Source organism: Streptomyces sp. NPDC056169 (assembly GCF_042268445.1).
Taxonomy (GTDB): Bacteria; Actinomycetota; Actinomycetes; order Streptomycetales; family Streptomycetaceae; genus Streptomyces.
In genome coordinates this window covers 298,315-315,706 of record NZ_JBHJUO010000003.1, presented here as the reverse complement: position 1 = coordinate 315,706, position 17,392 = coordinate 298,315, and the positions used below count along the sequence as shown (strand labels likewise).

Here is a 17,392-nt window from a genome sequence, read left to right as displayed (position 1 = left end):
GTCAGCCCTCCCCTCCCGCACGGAAGACGGGGAGCTCCAGCTCGTCGTCGACCCGCAGGAACTCCAGCCGCACCGGCATCCCGATCCGGACCTTGTCGTACGGCACGCCCACCACGTTGCTGACCATCCGGACGCCCTCGGCCAGTTCGATCAGCCCGACCGCGTACGGGGGGTCGAAGGCCGGGAAGGGCGGGTGGTGCATCACCACGTACGAGTAGACGGTCCCGGCGCCGCTCGCCTCGACCGTGTCCCACTCCGGCGAGCCGCACTCGGCGCACCCCGGCAGCCAGGGGAGGCGCAGGCTCGCGCAGTCGCCGCAGCGCTGGATGAGCAGCCGGTGCGCGGCCACGCCCTCCCAGAATCCGGCGTTGTCCCGGTTGACGACCGGCCGGGGCCGGCGGGGCGCCGCGGCGGCGGGCGCGGCGGGCTCCGAGCTTCGCCGGTCGGGCTTCGGGGGGCGCCCCGCGGGCGCGTACTTGAGGATCCGGAAGCGGTGGGTGCCCGCGAGCTCGCCGTCCGCCAGGACGTCCATCCGGGTCGTGACGAAGTGCCCGGTGCCGAGCTTGGTCGTCTTGCGCGGCGACACGGACTCGATGACGGCGTCGAAGGTGATCGCGTCCCCCGGCCGCAGCGGTCGGAGGTACTCCTGCTCGCAGTCGGTCGCGACGACCGAGGTGTACCCGGCGCCGTCGAGGAGCGCGAACAGCTCGTCGTACGCCTCGGAGCGGTCGCCGTGCCCGGAGAGGCCGCCCATGGTCCACGCCTGGAGCATGGTCGGGGGCGCGATCGCCCCGGGCCCGTCGTAGGCCGGGTGGGCATCGCCCATGGCCTCGCACCAGTGGCGGATCATGGGCAGGTTGACGGGGTCCTTGCCGACCCCGGCGGTGGCGGCGGACCGTCCCTCGTAGCCGGCGAGCCGCTCGTACAGCTCGTCCTGTGCCGTCTCCGTACCGGTCATCGCCGCCCCCTCCCCTTCATGCCGAGCCGCATCCTCGCGACGATCTCGCGCTGCACCTCGCTCACCCCTCCCCCGAAGGTGTTGATCTGCGCGGCCCGGTTCATGCGCTCCAGCTCGCCGCCGTCGAACTCCCCCGGCGATCCCGCTCGCACCGTCCCCGCCCCGCCCGCGATCTCCTGACATATGCGATAGACCTCGACCGCCGATTCGGTTCCCGCGAACTTCACGCCGCTCGCGTCCCCCGGGGCCAGCCGGCCGGCCCCCACATCCCCCACCAAACGCCAGTTGAGCAGGCGTGTCGCCGCCAGCCGGGCATGTGCTTCGGCGGCCCGGATCCGGATCCACGGCTCGTCGACACGACGCCTGCCCGTCACCGGATCGGGGGTGCGCGCCCGGTCGAGCGCCGCCGCGAAGAAGTCCTCGGCCTGCATGCCGATCGCGGCGAGCGCGACCCGCTCGTGGTTGAGCTGCTCGGTGATCAGCCCCCAGCCGCCGTGCTCCGGCCCGACGAGGTTCCCGGCGGGCACCCGTATCCCGTCGTAGTAGGTCGAGGTCGTCGTCAGCCCGCCGACGGTCGCGATCGGGGTCCAGGAGAACCCCGGTGCGCCGGTGGGGACGAGGACGATGGAGATGCCCCGGTGCGGCGGCGCGTCGGGATCGGTGCGGCAGGCGAGCCAGATCCAGTCGGCGTTCTGGGCGTTGGAGGTGAAGATCTTCTGCCCGTCGATCAGCCACTCCGCGCCGTCCCGCACCGCGCGCGTCCGGAGGGAGGCGAGGTCCGTGCCGGCCTCGGGCTCGCTGTAGCCGATGGCGAAGACGGTCTCGCCGCGCAGGATCCGGGGCAGGAAGTACGCCTTCTGCTCGTCGGTCCCGTACCTCATGAGGGTGGGTCCGACGGTGTTGAGGGTGACCATGGAGACGGGTGCGCCCGCCCGGTAGGCCTCGTCGAAGAAGACGAACTGCTCGTCGGGGCCGCGCCCCTGGCCTCCGTACTCCTCGGGCCAGCCGAGGCCGAGGAGCCCGTCCGCCCCGATCCGGCGGAGCAGTCGGCGCTGGGCGGCGGCGTCGTCGGCCGGAGGTGGGCCGTCGGGCATCACCTCGCGGAAGTACACGCGGAGTTCGGCGCGCAGCCGCAGCTGCCGCTCGGTCGGGGCGAGGTGCACGGCGACGGCCTCCCGTGGGACGACTGAGGTTTCTGACTGTCCGTCAGATTCAGGACCCCTGTCAAGGTCGGCGACGTACGCCCCCGGGCGTGCGGCCGACGAAAGGCGCACCCGGCGCGCGCACCCGGAAACGCGGGACGGCCCGCACGCCGGTACCGAAGTACCGGCGCACAGGCCGTCGTTCCTCGTTCACACCGCGGTCACGCCCCCCGTCGGGCCGGCTCCCGTGCTGCTGCCGACTACCACCACGGGTAGAAGTTCACCACCGCGTTCGTCTGGTCGATGTGGGTGAACGCGGAGCCGTTCACGCTCGCCGTGTTGTTCTGGTTGGAGGCACCGGAACCGGTCGCCACCTGCTGCGTGGTGGTGGAGTTTCCGTTGTTGTCCCCACCCACACCACTGCCGATGATCGTGGCGACGCTCGTGTTCGATCCGTCGTCCGCGAATCCACCGTTGTCGGCCTGGGCCACCCCGGTGAAGAGCGCGGCGGCGAGGGGCAGGGCGGCGGCAGCGGCGAGAACGCGGGCGGTACGGATGCTTGCCATGTCTGTTCCTCCGGGAACTGAAACTGATGCTTTGCACGGAACTGCTTCGAGAACTTCTCTGAACTACAGCCATTACCCAGGCAGTTGGCCGACCGCCTCGGTCGTTGTGCTCGACGTCGCGAATCCAGAGTTGCCCACCGAATCCCCGTCGAACCACCCCGGAGCGGCTTATTCCCCCGCAAGCGTGAGGACAGACCGATAAACCCCGGCGAAGCGAGAACGGCGCAGCTCAGCCGGTCGGAGGAAGGTGCGTCACCGGGAGAATCCGTGCGCGGCAAGGGAGGAAGCGTTCCGGCAGATTTTCCGCCAATCTTTCTCTCGGAAAGACGGCCCGGCGAGTCCCGCCAACATGGCATTCGAACACCCTGGCCATTCGGAAAAGAGCGTTCCACGGAAGGCCCTCCTGCGGAAAAGCCCTACGAAGGGCCCTACGAAGAGCCCTACGAAAGGGCCTGCCCGCCGACCGCCGCCTCGAAGGCCGCGTACGCCCCCGCGTCGAACAGCACGAACCGCACTTCCTCCACCTCGGTACGGGCGGACCGCACGGTCTCCACGGCGATCCTGGCCCCGTCGCCCATCGGCCAGCCGTAGATCCCGGTGGAGATGGCGGGGAACGCGACCGTACGGGCCCCCAACTCGTCCGCGACCCGCAGCGATTCGCGGTAGCAGGAGGCCAGCAGCGCCGACCGGTCCTCGTCCCGCGACCAGACCGGCCCCACGGTGTGGATCACGTGCCGGGCCGGCAACCGCCCCCCGGTCGTCGCCACGGCCCGCCCGGTCGGCAGCCCCTTGCCGTAGTGCGAGCGCCGCAGATCCTGACAGGCGGCGAGGATCTCCGGCCCGCCCTTCCGGTGAATGGCCCCGTCGACGCCCCCGCCCCCGAGCAGCGACGAGTTCGCGGCGTTGACCACCGCGTCCGCCGCCTCGGCGGTGATGTCCCCCTGCACCAAAACGATCCGCACCATGCCGAGAACCCCTTCATGCCAAAGGGGCGCTCCTGGTGAGGAGCGCCCCTTGCGATCAGCTCGGGCGCTGATCCGGTGCGGTGGGTGTGGGATTTGAACCCACGGAGACATCGCTGCCTCGACGGTTTTCAAGACCGTTCCCTTAGGCCGCTCGGGCAACCCACCTTCGCCCCTGCCCACCTGGGGTGGAGCGGGCTACAGCGTACCGGCTGGGGAGCGGGGCGGGGCGGGGTCGGCCGAGGAGGGGGCTGAGTTAGAGTCCCTTGTTCACAAGATCTCCACATTTGAGTTCCGCGGCGTGCGCCGCGTGATTCCCGAAGGGTTGCAGGGTGCACGGCACGATCGACGGCTTCAGCTACGGCATGGTCACGCCCTTGGTGGGTTACGTGATGGCCTGTCTGGGAAGCGCCCTGGGGCTGCGCTGCACGGTCAGGTCCCTCAGCACCGACCGTGCGCGGAAGCCCGGTTGGCTGGCGCTCGGCGCGGCCTCCATCGGGTGCGGCATCTGGACGATGCACTTCATCGCCATGCTCGGCTTCCAGGTGCGCGAGACACCGATCTCGTACGACGCGTCCCTGACGTTCCTCAGCCTCCTCGTGGCCGTGGTCGTCGTGGGCGTCGGCGTGTTCATCGTGGGCTACCTCGGCGCCCGGCCGGCCCCGCTGCTCGTCGCGGGCGTCTTCACCGGGCTCGGCGTCGCCGGCATGCACTACCTGGGCATGGCGGCCATGCGGATGAACGGGCAGCTCGGCTACGCCCCCGCCGTCGTCGTCGTGTCCGTGGTCATCGCCGTCGTCGCGGCGACCGCCGCGCTCTGGGCGGCGGTCTCGATCCGCGGCTTCCTGGCCAGCCTCGGCGCCAGTGTCGTCATGGGCGTCGCCGTGACCGGCATGCACTACACGGGCATGGCCGCGGTCAGCGTGCACGTCGCCGACGCGTCGCACACGGCCGAGAGCTCCTCGCTCCTGAACGTGCTGCCCATGCTCGTCGGCCCGCTCGTCTTCCTCGTCCTGGCCGCGGCCGTCGTCATGTTCGACCCCCTGCTGATCATGGGCGACGACGAGCCGCGCCGCCCGGCGCCCCGGAATCACTCCCGGGGCAGCGGGTTCGGCGCCACGCGGATCGACATCGGGGACGTCGAGGGCGGGGACGTCGAGAACGGGGGCGTCGAGAACGGGGGCGTCGGCCACGGGTACGTCGGCCACGGCGGGGACGGGCCTTCGTCCTGGGAGACGAAGGCCGAGGTCCTCACGTCGTACGACAGGCCCTAGCTGTCACCCGTGCGCTCGCCGAGGGTGACCGTGGCCGTGGACGTCTTGCCGTCGCGCTCGTAGGTGATCTTGACCGAGTCGCCCGGCTTGTGGGTCCAGATCTCGCTGATGAGCGTGGGGCCGCTGTCGATCACGTGGCCGTCGAAGTCCGTGATGACGTCGCCGGCCTTGAGGCCCGCCTTCGCCGCCGGACCGTTCGGGATGACCGGGGCGGTGCCGCCGGTGCCCTGGGACGCGATCGTCGCGCCCTCGCCCTGCTCGGTCATGTTCACGGTCGCGCCGATCACCGGGTAGACCGGCTTGCCCGTCTTGATCAGCTGCTGCGCCACGTTCTTCGCCTGGTTGACCGGGATCGCGAAGCCGAGGCCGATCGAGCCCGCCTGGGACTGGCCGAAGCCGTTCCCGGTGGACTGGATGGCCGAGTTGATGCCGATGACCGCGCCGCTCGCGTCGAGCAGCGGGCCGCCGGAGTTGCCCGGGTTGATCGAGGCGTCGGTCTGCAGCGCGCTCATGTACGAGTTGCCGCCGCCCGAGCCGTCACCCGAGGCCACCGGGCGGTTCTTGGCGCTGATGATGCCCGTCGTCACCGTGTTCGACAGGCCGAAGGGCGCGCCGATCGCGATCGTCGAGTCGCCGACCGCCACCTGGTCGGAGTTGCCGAGCGGCAGCGGCTTCAGCCCCTTCGGGGCGCTCTTCAGCTTCAGGACGGCCACGTCGTAGCCCTGGGCCCGGCCGACGACCTCCGCGTCGTACGTCTTGCCGTCGGAGAACGTCACGGAGAGCGTGCCGCCGTCCGCGGCCGAGGCCACCACGTGGTTGTTGGTGACGATGTGGCCTTCCTGGTCGTACACGAAGCCGGTGCCCGTGCCGCCCTCGCTCTCGCCCTGCGTTCCGCCGGACTTCGCCTGGATCGTGACGACGCTGGGCAGCGCCTTCGCCGCGACCGCCGCGACCGTCCCCGGGTCGCGCTTGAACGACGCGGGCGCCTCGGCCGAGGAGACCGTCGTCGAGCCGGTCCCGTTGTCGCCGCGCTCGGCCGCCCAGTAGCCGATGCCGCCGCCGACACCGCCCGCGACGAGCGCCGCGACCAGGACGGCCGCGACGATCCCGCCGGTCCGCTTGCGGGGTGCCTCGGGGGCGGGAGGGAGGGGCGCACCCCAGGCCGGTACGGCCGGCGGGGGCGGCGGCCAGCCGCCGGCACCGGCGGCCGGAGCCGTCGCGGGGGCGGGGGGAGCGGGCGGCGCGGCAGCCGCGGGAGCCGCGACGGTCACCGGTTCGGCAGGTGCGGGGGCAGGGGCCGGTGCCGGTGCGGGGTCAGTGGCGGGCGCGGAGGCCGCGGCCTCCGCCGTCGTCGGCGTCGTCGGCGTCTCCGTCGTCACCGCCTCCGCCGGCGGCGCCGAAGGGACGGGAGGCGTCGGAGGGGCGGACGGGGCAGTCGGGTCCGCCGGAACCGCCGTGCCCTCGTTCTCGGTGCTCACAGCTCGCTCTCCTCGTTGACTGCTCGATCACTGCGCGGGGTGGGTGCGGGGTGGTCGGGGGTGTGCTGATGCGTGGTCGTGGGTGGTCATGTCTGGCTCAGGCTCTTGTCACCAGCTTTTCCCACCGGGCGTCAGGCCGCTGTAAGGCGGAGCTGTGCATCTGCGCTCCATCCTTTATATACGGACAGAACGGACAGCTTCCGGTGTGCTCGCCCCACCCCGCCAATGGCACCATGACGCCGTGACTCACGCACGGCAGCACCCGAACAGCGCACCCGTCCAGGTCGTCGCCCACCGCGGAGCCTCCGAGGACGCCCCGGAACACACCCTGGCCGCCTACGTGAAGGCCATCGAGGACGGCGCCGACGCCCTGGAGTGCGACGTCCGGCTCACCGCCGACGGCCACCTCGTCTGCGTCCACGACCGACGCGTCAACCGTACGTCCAACGGTCGCGGCGCCGTCTCCGCGCTCGAACTCGCCGACCTCGCCGCCCTCGACTTCGGCGTCTGGAAGGAACGGGAGGAGCGGGACGACGCCTCGGAGAGCCCCGACTGGGGAGACCCCGAGTACACGTCCGTCCTCACCCTGGAGCGCCTCCTGGAGCTCGTCTCCGACGCCGGGCGCAGGGTCGAGCTGGCCATCGAGACCAAACACCCCACCCGCTGGGCGGGCCAGGTCGAGGAGCGGCTCCTCCAGCTCCTGAAGCGGTTCGGCCTCGACGCCCCCGCCTCCCGCGACGACTCTCCCGTACGGGTCATGAGCTTCTCGGCCCGGTCCCTCCACCGGATCGCCGCCGCCTCGCCGACCCTGCCGACCGTCTCCCTCACCCAGTTCGTCACCCCGCGCCTGCGCGACGGGCGCCTCCCCGCGGGCGCGCGCGTGGCGGGCCCCTCGATCCGGATCGTCCGCCACCACCCCGCCGTGATCCTGCGGCTCCAGAAGGCCGGGCACCAGGTCCACGTCTGGACGGTGGACGAGCCCGAGGACGTCGAGCTCTGCGTACGTCTCGGGGTGGACGCGATCATCACCAACCGTCCGAAGCAGGTGCTCTCCCAGCTGGGCCGCGGCTGACCTACAACCCCATACGTCACACCTTCCCCAGGGCTTACAGGGAGTGCACCGGCGCGTTCAGCGCGTACTCGATCGTCACGAGTGCCACACGCCACGTGCACTGGCCGGTTTCCGGTCCAGTCCAGTGGGGCATCCACACGGTGGCGTGGGGCAAAGGAGGTCTCGGGGGTGGCGTTGGTGGTGGCACAAGAGGTGCCCACGTCGTCGAGCATGGCCGTACCCCATGGCCCTGCGGGCGTGGGTGAGGCGCGACACCGGATGCGGGACGAGCTGTACCGCAGCGGGGTGTCCGAATCGGTCGTCGACGACGCGGTACTGATCCTTTCGGAGCTGCTCAGCAATGCCTGTCGCTACGGCAGGCCGCTGGGACGGGCGGAGCGGGGCGAGGGCGATGTCCGGGCGGCCTGGCGGGTCGACCCGGCGGGTGGCCTGCGGGTCGAGGTGACGGACGGCGGTGGTCCCACGAGACCCGTCCCGTCCACCCCTTCGGTCACGGCACGCGGCGGACGCGGGCTGAACATCATCAGCGCGCTGGCCCAGGACTGGGGCGTACGGGACAGCGCGACCGGCGAGGTCACGGTCTGGGTCGTGGTCACCGAGGGACACCGCCGCGAGGACTTCGCGGCGCGCGTCGGCGGTGGCTCGGGCTTCGACTTCCTCGACGCGTACGACGATCTGGACTGACGAACGGTCCGAACGGTCCGAACGGTCGACACGTACGACGACCTGGACCGGCACCAGCACCGGCACCGGGACCCGGTCCCGGACCGACGTGCCTCGGGCGGGGCCGCGCCCCGCCTGAGGGGCGGCGGTGCCCGGTGCGGCTAGGCTCGCGCCCGATACAGCACGCACACAGCACCGCCGCGATCGGGAGAAAGCCACACCATGGCCAAGAAGCGCCCCCAGACGAAGGCCGGCAAGGCCGGCCAGGCACAGGTCACGAGCGGGGAGATCCCGGTCGTCGGCGCGCGCGAGCCCTGCCCCTGCGGCTCGGGCCGCCGCTACAAGGCCTGTCACGGCCGGTCCGCCTCGCACGCCGTGACCGAGCTCGTCCAGCGCCCCTTCGAGGGCCTGCCCGGCGAGTGCGACTGGGTCGCGCTCCGCGAGCTGGTCCCCGCCGCCACCGTGCCGCTCACCCTGAAGGGCGGACTGCCCGAGGGCGTGCCGTCGGTGACGCTCGCGACCGTGCTGCCGATGGCGTGGCCGGCGCTGCGCCGCGACGACGGCTCCGTCCTCCTCGCCCTGCAGAACGACTCCTCCTCCGGCGACCTCGCGCGCGACCTCGCCGACACCCTCCAGCGCGCCCTGGAGACCGAGCCGGGCACCCCGGTCCCCCCGCGCCGCGTGCCGGCCGAGGGCCCGCGCCTGCAGGAGCTGCTCGACGCGGACGCCCCGTTCGCCCCGGAGGTCCACACGGGCTTCGAGTTCTGGATCCCGGCCTCCGCGGACGGCGCCGACCCCGAGGTCGCCGCCTCCCTGGAGCGGGCCAACGCCGCCGCGATCCCGACGGTCAAGCTGACCGGCGTCGACTCCGCGTACTGGTGCGAGGTCCCGGACAAGAACCACCTGCGCTGGGTCATGCCGCACCCGGAGGAGAAGCTCCTCGACGCGCTCGCCCGGCTCCAGGCCGGCGAGGGCACCTCCCTCGGCGCGGACACCCGGCTCGTCGGCTCCTTCCGCGCCCACGGCCTGATGGTGCCGGTGTGGGACCTGCCCAGCTCCATGACCGCCGAGGACTGCGAGAAGCCGGCCGCCGAGCTCGCCGAGCGGCTCGCCGAGGCGCTCGCCTCGGACGCCCCTCTCACTGCCGAAGAGCGTCGCGCTCGCGGCGGTCTCACGAACCGTCAGGTGACTCTCAGCTGATACCCCAGGTGGTATCGGTGACTGACAGACCGACCAGTCGGTGACTTCCGCCACAACCCGGTCTGCGGGCGGGTAAATCCCTGTCCGAATAACCGAGATCGAATTTGCGAACAGCAGATCTCTTGTTACCGTTCTGGAAGCCCGGTCGCTGGTGCATCCCCCGTCGCCAGCGATCGGGCGTTTCCATGCCCGCCCCAGGCCGCGCCGGGGCGTTCGGCACTCAACTTCCTTCGGTGTCCGCCGTGTTGCTGCCCGACCTCAGCAGCAGCGGAGTGGTGTCCCCTTCGCCGGTACCCGCGAATTCCGCCACCGCCGTATACGTCGTGGCCTTGCCCCGACCGCGTTCCCTGGGCGTTTCACAGGTTCCCGGTTCGTCCTGCGCCGCGACCGGACAACGCACTTGTACGGTCCGCCCGCCGGGCGCCATGAGGGTAAGAAACGCGTCGAGTTCCTGCCCCGTCGCGTTTCGGTAGTACGTACGCGCCCAGGTGTCGGGTCCCTCGGCCAGAACGCAGGTCTGCGCCTCGATCCCCTCGGGAGAGGCGAGTTCCGGACCACACTTCGTGACGCGTTCCGGCCCCTCGGAGGAAGCCGAGGAAGGTGAGGAAGCCGAGGGGGGCGAGGCAGGCGAGGAGGGCGAGGCGGGTACGGAAGCAGGAGCGGGAGCCCGATCAGGGCCGGCCGCCGGACCGGCATCCCGACCGGCGCCGGGAGTCCCCGCCGTACGGGATCCGCCGCCGAGCCCCAGGTCCGACAGCAGGTCCCCGCTCTCGCCCCCGCGCTCACCGCCGGGCTTCGCGTCGCTCTGGCCCGCGGGCGGCCGTGCGGGATCACCCGTCTGCCCCGCCACCGCGACGATCGGCAGCAGGACGGCGACCGTGACGGCCGCTCCGAGTCCGATCATGCGGAGTTTCGCCGGGCTCATCACCGGACTCATGCGTCCCACCTGCTCTTTCGCCCGGGATCTTCGACGGGTGGGGCGAACATATCGGCGGCCGGCGGGCGCCCGGTCGGCCGCGCGCGCGTTTCCCCTGCAAGTCGGGCCAGGACACACCCGTTCGGGTGAACGAGCCGCGCCGCCCGGCCCGTACGCGGACGGCCTCCGGACGCCACCGCCGGACGGTCACCGCCGGGCAGTCACCGCCGGACCGGTGGCGCCCCTCAGTACGTGAGCCGGCTCCCGCCGCCCGGGGTGCTCGTGCTCGCCTCGACCAGGGCGTCCACCACGGCCTCCACGTCCGGCAGCCACGGCCGGGCCGAGCCCGCGAGCGGCGCCCGCTCCCACCGCACCTGCCCGTTCCCGGCGACCGAGGGAGGCAGCAACAGATAGCCGCCCTCACTGTGGAACCGCAGCGAACTGGGCACGCTGTCCTTCACGTACAGCAGCTCGCCCAGCCGTTCGAGGCCGTACGGGGCGACGAGGATCGACCAGCGCGTCGGCGTCGCCACCACCGGGCCGAGCCGCATGCCCATCGCGTCGAGCGCGGTCAGCGCCCGCGCTCCCGCCACCGCGGGCAGGCTCACCGCGCACGGCGCACCGCCACCCGTGGCGAGGAGCACCGGGGCCTCCGGGCGCCTGGTCCACCACCAGCGGATCATCCGCTCGTCGGTGGTGGCCGCGAGGAGCCCGGGTTCGTACGGGTGCGCGCCGGGGACCGCGCATTCGGGGTCGGGGCAGACGCAGGCGGGCCCCGCGGCCGGGCGGGTCGTCGCCCTCAGGCCGGCGCCCGGCAGGACGGGCCAGCCCCACTCGACCGCGAAGGTGACCGCCGCGTCGAGCCGGGCCGGCCTCACCTCGCGCCGGAGCCTGCGTCGGCTGCCTCGCCTCACAAGGGGTCCCAGGATTCCGAGGATCTCGCGCATGAGCGCTCGTTCCTTTCCGTTGAACGCCGAATCCACATCACACCATGTGCAGATCTCTTCACCGTGCGTATCAGCGCGTACAAGGTCGGTGGTGCGCCGCCCCGCGCCGAAGCGGGGTCGACGGGCCAGGTATGAACCGGAGGAGCCAGGTCGAGCCGGGGAGGAACCGGTGGAGCAGGTCAGAACCAGGTGGAGCCAGGTCGGAACCAGGTGGTGCCAGGTCGGAACCAGGTCGAGCCAGGTCGATCCGTATCGGTGCCAGATCCAAGCCGGGTCAGAACACGTTCCCCGCCACTGGGGGACGGGCCGAGGCCTGCGGCACGTAAGACGCCGGGGTTCCGCGGCACGTTCCGGGGCAGCTCCAACTGCCCCTGCCTGTCATCGAGTACGTACCCAGCACGCTCGGAATGACGCGCTTTCAAACGACGCCAGTCGACCGCAAAAGGTGCACACCGGGGGCAATTTTCGGCCAACTTCCCGCGCACTTCAACCCTTGCGTCCAAGCTCACGGACACCACAAGTCCCATGGGGACAATGCTGGACATCGCTCCTCCAGTGCGTGTACATGTGGATGCATCGAGCGGCGCAGAATGACATGGGGGTTTGCGATGCTATGGCGTCAAACGCACCGGTCGGAAAGCCGACTGACATGAGCGCCCCACACATGCCGAAAGTGGCCGGAATCGATTCCACGGTTCCCCACCCCCCGCACACTACGGCGCCCCTTCCCGGGGTCCCCGCGGCGGCGACGCCCGCCGACGCGGCCCTCCCGCCCGGCGCGCTGATCCAGGACCGGCTGGCCGGCTGGGTCTCCGACCTCACCACCCTCCACGAACTCACCGAGCGCCTCATCAGGACCTCGTCCCTCGACGAGGCCCTCCCCGAGGTGCTCCGCGCCGGCGCCGCCCTCGTCGGCGCCCGCCGGGGCATGGCCGTCCTCGAACCCGCCGACGGCCTCGGCCCCGCCACCACCATCGGCCTCGGGCTCGCCCACGCCGAGCTCGGCACGATCGAGACCGTCCCGCGCGGCGCCACCAGCTACGGGCGCCTCCTCGACGGCCTCCCCGATCCCGCCGACCCGGCCCGCGTCCCCGATCCGATCGCCATCCCCGACGTCCGTACGGAGGAGGGCCTCGACCCGCGCCACCGCGAGGTCGCCGCCCGCCTCGGCTACGCCGCGAGCTACGCCCTCCCCCTCGCCACCGAGGAGGCCGGCCGGCTGGGCGCGGCCGTCTGGCTCTACGACGAGCCCGCCGAGCCCTCCGAACGCCAGCGCCACCTCATCGGGCTCTACGGCCGCTTCGCGACCGAGCACCTCGCCCGCCTCCTCCAGGTCGAGCGCGCCCGCGCCCAGGTCTCCACCATCGCCGAGGAGCTGCTCCCCAGCCGCCTCCCCCGCGTCCCCGGCGTCCAGCTCGCCGCCCGCCACCGCACCGGCCCCCGGGGCGGCGGCGACTGGTACGACGCGCTGCCGCTGCCGGAGGGCGCCCTCGGCCTCGCCGTCGGCTCCGTCTCCGGGACCGGGCCGAGCGCGCTGGCCGCCATGGGCCGGCTGCGCGCCTCCCTCCGGGCGTACGCGGTGATGGAGGGCGAGGATCCCGTCGCCGTCCTCTCCGACCTGGAGCTCCTGCTCCGGCTCACCGAGCCCGCCCGCTCGGCGACCGCGCTCTTCGCCTACGCCGAGCCCGCGCAGCGCCGGATCGTCCTGGCCGGGGCCGGGCACGCCCCGCCGCTGATCATCGGCGAGCACCGCACCGAGTTCGTCGAGACCTCGCTCTCGGCTCCGCTCGGGATGCTCTCCTGCTGGGAGGCGCCGAGCGTCGAGCTGTCTCCCACCCCGGGAGAAACGGTGCTTCTCTACACGGACGGGCTGCTCCGCCGTACCGGTGACGCCATGGACCGGGCCTTCGCGCGGCTCCACGCGGCCGCCGCGAGCGTGCCGAAGGCGGACCGGGGCGACCCGGGCGCGATCGCCGACCACGTCCTGCGGACCCTGCTGCCCGAGGGCCTCGACACGGCCGACGACGAGGAGGACGTGGTCCTGCTCGCCGCACGCTTCGAGTGAGCTCCGCGGGGCACTCGCACGGGAGCTCCGCGGGACGCCCGCGCGTGAGCGGAACGTGACGCTCCGGTAAGAGGCCTTCCGGCCCTGGGCCCCCTTCCGTACGACCGTACGATGGTGGGGGTTCAGTGTCGTACCAAGAGGAGGCAGACCCGTGGCCGAGGAGCTCACGCCGGAGACCCCGGAAGAGACGACCGAAGAGCAGGCGATCAAGCAGCGGAAGAACGGCCTGTACCCGGGCGTGTCCGACGAGCTCGCCGAGAACATGAAGTCCGGCTGGGCCGACACCGAGCTGCGTGACCTGGCGCCCGTCGCGCAGGCCGACAAGACGGCCGCGCGCCGCGCCGCGCTGTCCGCCCGCTTCCCGGGCGAGCGTCTGGTGATCCCCGCCGGCAACCTGAAGACCCGGTCGAACGACACGGAGTACGCCTTCCGTGCCTCGACCGAGTACGCGTACCTCACCGGCGACCAGACGCAGGACGGCGTCCTCGTCCTGGAGCCGGCGAAGAGCGGCCACAAGGCCACGATCTACCTGCTGCCGCGCTCCGACCGCGAGAACGGCGAGTTCTGGCTCGACGGCCAGGGCGAGCTGTGGGTCGGCCGCCGCCACTCCCTCACCGAGGCCGAGCAGCTCCTCGGCGTCCCCGCGAAGGACGTCCGCGAGCTGGCCGCCCAGCTGAAGGAGGCCACCGGCCCCGTCCGCGCCGTCCGCGGCCACGACGCCGGCATCGAGGCGGCCCTGACCGACAAGGTCACCGCCGAGCGCGACGAGGAACTCCGCGTCTACCTCTCCGAGGCCCGCCTGATCAAGGACGACTTCGAGGTCGCCGAGCTCAAGAAGGCCTGCGACGCCACCGCCCGCGGCTTCGAGGACGTCGTCAAGGTCCTCGACAAGGCCGAGGCGACCAGCGAGCGCTACATCGAGGGCACCTTCTTCCTGCGCGCCCGCGTCGAGGGCAACGACATCGGCTACGGCTCCATCTGCGCCGCCGGCCCGCACGCCACCACCCTCCACTGGGTGCGCAACGACGGCGACGTCCGCTCCGGCGACCTGCTGCTGCTCGACGCCGGCGTGGAGACGACCGAGCTCTACACCGCGGACATCACCCGCACCCTGCCGATCAACGGCCGGTACACCGAGCTCCAGCGCAAGATCTACGACGCCGTGTACGAGGCCCAGGAGGCCGGCATCGCCGCGGTGAAGCCCGGCGCCGCCTACCGCGACTTCCACGACGCCGCCCAGCGCGTCCTCGCCGAGAAGCTCGTCGAGTGGGGCCTCGTCGAGGGCCCGGTCGAGCGCGTCCTGGAGCTCGGCCTCCAGCGCCGCTGGACCCTGCACGGCACCGGTCACATGCTCGGCATGGACGTCCACGACTGCGCCGCCGCGCGCACCGAGGCGTACGTCGACACGACCCTCGCGCCGGGCATGTGCCTGACCGTCGAGCCGGGTCTGTACTTCCAGGCCGACGACCTGACCGTGCCGGAGGAGTACCGCGGCATCGGCGTCCGGATCGAGGACGACATCCTCGTCACCGAGGACGGCAACGTGAACCTCTCGGACGCGCTGCCGCGCACCTCCGAAGAGGTCGAGGCGTGGATGGCCGGCCTGAAGGGCTGACCTCCGCGTTCGCGCCGCGGCGCGGACGTTTTCGCGCAGCCGTTTTCGCGCGTACGTTGGAGACGAAGGGCCCCCGCCGACCGACCGGCGGGGGCCCTTCCCCGTACGCGCACGCCTCGCACGCCTCGCACGCCTCTCCCGGGCTCAGGCCATCAGGAGGGACGGGCCGTCCTTCCACTTCAGGATCTTGTCGAAGCTGACGACCGCGCCGCCCCGGCCCGAGCGGTTGCCGAACTGCACGTGGTCGGCGAGCTCCTCGATCAGGCGCAGCCCACGGCCGTGCTCGGCGTCGTCGGAGGCGGGCGGCGGCGCCGACGCCGTCCCGGCACCGGGGCGGCCGGGTCCCGCGCCGGGGAAGCCCGGGCCCGAGTCCGCCACCTCGATACGGCAGGTCTCGCCGTCCAGGTACGCCGTCACGCGGTACGCCCTGCCCGTCCCGCCGCCGTCGCCGTCACCGCCGTGCTCGACCGCGTTCGCACAGGCCTCGGTGAGCGCGACCGACAGCTCGTACGACACGTCGGGATCGACCCCGGCCGTCTCCATCGTGCCCAGCAGAAGCCGGCGGGCAAGCGGCACGCTCGCGGCCTCGCGCCGCAGATGGAGTGACCACCAGATGCTCATGCTCCAGCCTCCCGGCAGCGGCTCGACATACCGATACCTATTGCCGGACGGAACCCTTCGTAAGCCCCCGAAGGCGACAAGAGCGCTCGTTCGGCGGATGCACCGCGCCGGTACGCCGGTGTATGTCACCCCGAAGACGCCCAAGAACGACCTTACGGACCTGCCTCATGGCGGCCCTGCCCCTGGTGCGATGATGGGCCCGCCATGACTGCCCCCGCGCTCGCTCCACGGCTGCTGAGGGCCGCGGTGTTCACCGCGGTCTGCGTCGTGCTGTCCGCGCTGGGACACGCCCTCGCCGCCTGTGCGGGCATCGCCCTGTGGACCCTCCTCGCCGGTTTCCTCGGCGTCTTCGGGATCACCGTCCTCTTCGCCGGACGCGAACGCTCCCTCGCCTTCGTCGTCGGCGCCCTCGCGGGCGGGCAGCTCGGCCTGCACGTCCTCTTCAGCCTGGGCCGGCGCCCTCTCGCGCTGAGCCCCACGGCCGACGACGCCCTCGTGCGGCTGGCCGCCAAGCTGGTCTGCGGAGCGGGTACCGGGGCCATCAGTCCGGCCGACGCCGCCAGGATCGTCGGCGACGCCGGGCTCGCCCCGGCCACCGCCCACGGCCACCTGGGGCACGCGGCGGCCCCGTCCGACGGGCTCCTGCCCGGACTGCCCATGCTCCTCGGCCACCTGCTCGCCGCCCTCGCCGCGGGCTGGCTGCTGCGCCGCGGCGACCGGGCCCTGGTCCGGCTCGTCCAGCTCTCCGAGCAGGGCGCGACGGAGCTCGCCGAGTGCACCCTCGTGCGCTCGCTCCGGGCCGCGCTCCGCCTCGTACGGAGCCTGCTCGCCGGACTGCCCGCGGCCCCGCACACGGCATCGCGGCGGCCCGTACGTACGGCCTTCGACTCCGCTCCGCCGCCGGTCTTCGAGGCGCTCGAGAACACGGTGATCCGACGCGGCCCCCCGGCCGCCGACTGCGTCCTCGCAGCCTGACGCGGACCGCTCACCAGGAGCGGGCCGCGTACGTCCGCACGCCTGAGCAGGGGTTCCCCCTCGGCGCGCCGGATCCCGCCGTCCTTCTCCGAGCTGGAGTGTCTTCCGCCATGAGCGTTTCCCGTACCTCTTCCTCTTCTTCCTCGCGCCTCTCCTCCGCCACCCGTGTCGCCCTCGCCGGCGGCATCGCGCTCTCCTCCGTCGTGCTGCTGTCCGGCACGGCCTTCGCGCACGTCAGCGTGCAGCCGCAGGGCGAGGCCGCCAAGGGCGGCTACGCGACCGTCAACATCAAGGTCCCGAACGAGCGCGACAACGCCTCCACCGTGAAGCTGGAGGTCAACTTCCCGCTCGACCACCCGCTGGCCTCCGTCATGCCGCAGCCCATCCCCGGCTGGAAGGCCGAGGTGACGAAGAGCAAGCTCAGCAAGCCGCTGGAGCTGCACGGCAAGAAGATCAACGAGGCCGTCTCCAAGGTGACCTGGACCGCCGACGGTTCGAAGATCGGCCCCGGCCAGTTCCAGCAGTTCCCGCTCTCCCTCGGCCAGCTGCCCGAGGACGCGGACGAGCTCGTGCTCAAGGCCATCCAGACGTACGACAACAAGGAGGTCGTGCGCTGGATCGAGGAGGCGAAGGACGGCGCGGACGAGCCGCAGAACCCGGCTCCCGTCCTGAAGCTCTCCGCCGCGAGCGGTGACCACCACGGCGGCGGCGCCACCGCCCCCTCGGCCTCCGCCTCCGGCGACGCGAAGTCCGGGCACGACGACAAGGCCGGCGCCCACGAGGAGAAGACGGCCGCCGCCTCGTCGTCCTCCTCCGACACCACGGCCCGGATCCTCGGCGTCATCGGCATCCTGGTCGGCATCGCCGGCGTCGCCTTCGGCGTCCTCGCCGGCCGCCGCCGCTCGGCCTGACACTCCTTCTCCTTTCACCCGACTTCC

At 72.3% G+C, this 17,392-nt stretch carries 15 protein-coding genes and 1 tRNA gene; 8 read left to right on the top strand and 8 right to left on the bottom strand.

The genetic code is table 11. The features are described from left to right. Window position 1: 1 nt before the first annotated feature. The 5 genes from ACFC0G_RS06415 to ACFC0G_RS06395 all read right to left on the bottom strand — a co-directional run bounded on the left by ACFC0G_RS06415 (window position 2) and on the right by ACFC0G_RS06395 (window position 3,796). On the bottom strand, window positions 2–958 hold the full coding sequence (locus tag ACFC0G_RS06415; RefSeq protein ID WP_376398073.1) for a bifunctional MaoC family dehydratase N-terminal/OB-fold nucleic acid binding domain-containing protein: 957 nt from the start codon (window positions 956–958) through the stop codon (window positions 2–4). After that, window positions 955–2,121, bottom strand: a complete 1,167-nt coding sequence (locus tag ACFC0G_RS06410) for an acyl-CoA dehydrogenase family protein (protein WP_376398071.1) — start codon at window positions 2,119–2,121, stop codon at window positions 955–957. The genes ACFC0G_RS06415 and ACFC0G_RS06410 overlap by 4 nt, the downstream gene beginning before the upstream one ends. 239 nt (window positions 2,122–2,360) lie before the next feature. After that, window positions 2,361–2,666 carry a hypothetical protein gene (locus ACFC0G_RS06405; RefSeq protein ID WP_376398068.1) on the bottom strand — a complete coding sequence of 102 codons (306 nt, stop codon included), beginning with the start codon at window positions 2,664–2,666 and terminating at the stop codon, window positions 2,361–2,363. 440 nt (window positions 2,667–3,106) lie between these two features. Beyond that, window positions 3,107–3,631 carry an O-acetyl-ADP-ribose deacetylase gene (locus ACFC0G_RS06400; RefSeq protein ID WP_376398065.1) on the bottom strand — a complete coding sequence of 175 codons (525 nt, stop codon included), beginning with the start codon at window positions 3,629–3,631 and terminating at the stop codon, window positions 3,107–3,109. A 78-nt stretch (window positions 3,632–3,709) separates the two neighbouring features. Further along, window positions 3,710–3,796: transfer RNA gene (locus ACFC0G_RS06395), tRNA-Ser, on the bottom strand. A gap of 164 nt (window positions 3,797–3,960) precedes the next feature. Between ACFC0G_RS06395 and ACFC0G_RS06390 the strand changes: the two genes are divergently transcribed. Beyond that, a complete protein-coding gene (locus tag ACFC0G_RS06390) occupies window positions 3,961–4,902 on the top strand; it encodes an MHYT domain-containing protein (protein ID WP_376398063.1) in 942 nt (313 codons plus the stop codon). On the opposite strand, the gene ACFC0G_RS06385 is transcribed toward ACFC0G_RS06390, so the two are convergent. Beyond that, complete coding sequence (locus tag ACFC0G_RS06385) at window positions 4,899–6,380, bottom strand: S1C family serine protease (protein ID WP_376398060.1); 1,482 nt, start codon at window positions 6,378–6,380, stop codon at window positions 4,899–4,901. The two genes, ACFC0G_RS06390 and ACFC0G_RS06385, sit on opposite strands and share 4 nt — an antisense overlap. A gap of 241 nt (window positions 6,381–6,621) precedes the next feature. Between ACFC0G_RS06385 and ACFC0G_RS06380 the strand changes: the two genes are divergently transcribed. From ACFC0G_RS06380 to ACFC0G_RS06370, 3 genes are all read left to right on the top strand, one after another. Continuing rightward, window positions 6,622–7,452: a glycerophosphodiester phosphodiesterase gene (locus ACFC0G_RS06380; RefSeq protein ID WP_351814560.1), complete on the top strand. Its 831-nt coding sequence runs from the start codon at window positions 6,622–6,624 to the stop codon at window positions 7,450–7,452. A gap of 168 nt (window positions 7,453–7,620) precedes the next feature. Beyond that, a complete protein-coding gene (locus ACFC0G_RS06375) occupies window positions 7,621–8,136 on the top strand; it encodes an ATP-binding protein (protein ID WP_376398056.1) in 516 nt (171 codons plus the stop codon). A gap of 201 nt (window positions 8,137–8,337) precedes the next feature. Further along, window positions 8,338–9,315, top strand: coding sequence for a DUF5926 family protein (locus ACFC0G_RS06370; protein ID WP_376398053.1), 978 nt, complete (start codon window positions 8,338–8,340; stop codon window positions 9,313–9,315). Window positions 9,316–10,476: 1,161 nt separating this feature from the next. On the opposite strand, the gene ACFC0G_RS06365 is transcribed toward ACFC0G_RS06370, so the two are convergent. After that, the gene (locus tag ACFC0G_RS06365; RefSeq protein WP_376398050.1) at window positions 10,477–11,178 is read right to left on the bottom strand and encodes a bifunctional DNA primase/polymerase; all 702 of its coding nucleotides are present in this window, start codon (window positions 11,176–11,178) and stop codon (window positions 10,477–10,479) included. A 613-nt stretch (window positions 11,179–11,791) separates the two neighbouring features. Between ACFC0G_RS06365 and ACFC0G_RS06360 the strand changes: the two genes are divergently transcribed. Together ACFC0G_RS06360 and ACFC0G_RS06355 are read left to right on the top strand one after the other, a co-directional pair. Next, entirely contained in the window at window positions 11,792–13,243 is a 1,452-nt protein-coding gene (locus ACFC0G_RS06360) for a PP2C family protein-serine/threonine phosphatase (protein WP_376398047.1), read from the top strand. Between the two features lie 151 nt (window positions 13,244–13,394). Continuing rightward, on the top strand, window positions 13,395–14,858 hold the full coding sequence (locus tag ACFC0G_RS06355) for an aminopeptidase P family protein (RefSeq protein ID WP_376398045.1): 1,464 nt from the start codon (window positions 13,395–13,397) through the stop codon (window positions 14,856–14,858). Window positions 14,859–15,002: 144 nt separating this feature from the next. Here ACFC0G_RS06355 and ACFC0G_RS06350 read toward each other — a convergent pair whose 3' ends face one another. After that, entirely contained in the window at window positions 15,003–15,479 is a 477-nt protein-coding gene (locus ACFC0G_RS06350) for an ATP-binding protein (protein ID WP_376398042.1), read from the bottom strand. Between the two features lie 204 nt (window positions 15,480–15,683). On the opposite strand from ACFC0G_RS06350, the gene ACFC0G_RS06345 reads away from it, so the two are divergent. Together ACFC0G_RS06345 and ACFC0G_RS06340 are read left to right on the top strand one after the other, a co-directional pair. Then, window positions 15,684–16,454 carry a hypothetical protein gene (locus ACFC0G_RS06345; RefSeq protein ID WP_376398040.1) on the top strand — a complete coding sequence of 257 codons (771 nt, stop codon included), beginning with the start codon at window positions 15,684–15,686 and terminating at the stop codon, window positions 16,452–16,454. 110 nt (window positions 16,455–16,564) lie between these two features. Next, entirely contained in the window at window positions 16,565–17,365 is an 801-nt protein-coding gene (locus tag ACFC0G_RS06340; protein WP_376398037.1) for a YcnI family protein, read from the top strand. The last annotated feature ends 27 nt before the right edge of the window (window positions 17,366–17,392 follow it).

Excerpts from the sequence above, each read along its gene's own strand:
- ACFC0G_RS06415 (WP_376398073.1), bottom strand. The coding sequence starts at position 958 with ATGACCGGTACGGAGACGGCACAGGACGAGCTGTACGAGCGGCTCGCC.
- ACFC0G_RS06405 (WP_376398068.1), bottom strand. The coding sequence starts at position 2,666 with ATGGCAAGCATCCGTACCGCCCGCGTTCTCGCCGCTGCCGCCGCCCTG.
- ACFC0G_RS06400 (WP_376398065.1), bottom strand. The coding sequence starts at position 3,631 with ATGGTGCGGATCGTTTTGGTGCAGGGGGACATCACCGCCGAGGCGGCG.
- ACFC0G_RS06370 (WP_376398053.1), top strand. The coding sequence starts at position 8,338 with ATGGCCAAGAAGCGCCCCCAGACGAAGGCCGGCAAGGCCGGCCAGGCA.
- ACFC0G_RS06365 (WP_376398050.1), bottom strand. The coding sequence starts at position 11,178 with ATGCGCGAGATCCTCGGAATCCTGGGACCCCTTGTGAGGCGAGGCAGC.
- ACFC0G_RS06360 (WP_376398047.1), top strand. The coding sequence starts at position 11,792 with ATGGCGTCAAACGCACCGGTCGGAAAGCCGACTGACATGAGCGCCCCA.
- ACFC0G_RS06350 (WP_376398042.1), bottom strand. The coding sequence starts at position 15,479 with ATGAGCATCTGGTGGTCACTCCATCTGCGGCGCGAGGCCGCGAGCGTG.
- ACFC0G_RS06345 (WP_376398040.1), top strand. The coding sequence starts at position 15,684 with ATGACTGCCCCCGCGCTCGCTCCACGGCTGCTGAGGGCCGCGGTGTTC.
- ACFC0G_RS06340 (WP_376398037.1), top strand. The coding sequence starts at position 16,565 with ATGAGCGTTTCCCGTACCTCTTCCTCTTCTTCCTCGCGCCTCTCCTCC.